This is a genomic window from Priestia endophytica, assembly GCF_026790145.1.
Taxonomy (GTDB): domain Bacteria; phylum Bacillota; class Bacilli; order Bacillales; family Bacillaceae_H; genus Bacillus_I; species Bacillus_I endophytica_A.
This window is the reverse complement of record NZ_JALAMS010000073.1, coordinates 1-1,016: the sequence shown is the minus strand read 5'-3', so window position 1 is coordinate 1,016 and position 1,016 is coordinate 1. Positions and strand designations below refer to the sequence as shown.

Genomic DNA, 1,016 nt, shown 5'->3' with positions numbered 1-1,016 from the left:
CATTGTTTTAAAAATAAAATAGAATTAACGTTGACGTATTTTGTTCAGTTTTCAAAGGTCAATATAATTGGTGGAGCCTAGCGGGATCGAACCGCTGACCTCCTGCGTGCAAGGCAGGCGCTCTCCCAGCTGAGCTAAGGCCCCAATATTTAAATGGTCGGGAAGACAGGATTCGAACCTGCGACCCCATGGTCCCAAACCATGTGCTCTACCAAGCTGAGCTACTTCCCGCTTGAAAGTAGAACTTCACAAGCTTTTTTTAAAACGCGCCCGATAGGAGTCGAACCCATAACCTTCTGATCCGTAGTCAGACGCTCTATCCAATTGAGCTACGGGCGCATATAATATAAATGGTGCCGAGGGCCGGGCTCGAACCGGCACGGTAGTCACCTACCGCAGGATTTTAAGTCCTGTGCGTCTGCCAATTCCGCCACCCCGGCATATATTACTTGGCAGTTAAATTTCATAAATGGAGCGGAAGACGGGATTCGAACCCGCGACCCCCACCTTGGCAAGGTGATGTTCTACCACTGAACTACTTCCGCATAATGCGGGTGAAGGGACTTGAACCCCCACGTCATAAAGACACTAGATCCTAAGTCTAGCGCGTCTGCCAATTCCGCCACACCCGCATATTAAACTTTCTTAAAATGGTGAGCCATGAAGGACTCGAACCTTCGACCCTCTGATTAAAAGTCAGATGCTCTACCAACTGAGCTAATGGCTCCCACAGTGGTGCCGGCAAGAGGACTTGAACCCCCAACCTACTGATTACAAGTCAGTTGCTCTACCAATTGAGCTACACCGGCAATATGGTGGAGGATGACGGGCTCGAACCGCCGACCCTCTGCTTGTAAGGCAGATGCTCTCCCAGCTGAGCTAATCCTCCATCGCCTGGCAACGTCCTACTCTCACAAGGACAAAGTCCCAACTACCATCGGCGCTCAAGAGCTTAACTTCTGTGTTCGGCATGGGAACAGGTGTGACCTCTTGGCTATGGTTACCAGACAGATTCT

Annotated in this window: 9 tRNA genes and 1 rRNA gene; all 10 read right to left on the bottom strand. The window is 50.2% G+C overall.

The annotated features are described in order from the left end of the window. Positions 1-68 precede the first annotated feature (68 nt). Positions 69-144: transfer RNA gene (locus MOC86_RS26595), tRNA-Ala, on the bottom strand. A 10-nt stretch (positions 145-154) separates the two neighbouring features. Beyond that, positions 155-231, bottom strand: a tRNA-Pro gene (locus MOC86_RS26590). A gap of 34 nt (positions 232-265) precedes the next feature. After that, positions 266-339, bottom strand: a tRNA-Arg gene (locus MOC86_RS26585). 12 nt (positions 340-351) lie between these two features. Beyond that, a tRNA-Leu gene (locus tag MOC86_RS26580) sits at positions 352-440 on the bottom strand. Between the two features lie 30 nt (positions 441-470). Beyond that, a tRNA-Gly gene (locus MOC86_RS26575) sits at positions 471-545 on the bottom strand. A gap of 4 nt (positions 546-549) precedes the next feature. Then, positions 550-632 (bottom strand) — tRNA-Leu (locus MOC86_RS26570). A 19-nt stretch (positions 633-651) separates the two neighbouring features. After that, positions 652-727: transfer RNA gene (locus MOC86_RS26565), tRNA-Lys, on the bottom strand. A 6-nt stretch (positions 728-733) separates the two neighbouring features. Next, positions 734-809 (bottom strand) — tRNA-Thr (locus MOC86_RS26560). A 4-nt stretch (positions 810-813) separates the two neighbouring features. Continuing rightward, a tRNA-Val gene (locus tag MOC86_RS26555) sits at positions 814-889 on the bottom strand. A gap of 3 nt (positions 890-892) precedes the next feature. Further along, positions 893-1,008: ribosomal RNA gene (gene rrf / locus MOC86_RS26550) — 5S ribosomal RNA — on the bottom strand. Between the last annotated feature and the right edge of the window lie 8 nt (positions 1,009-1,016).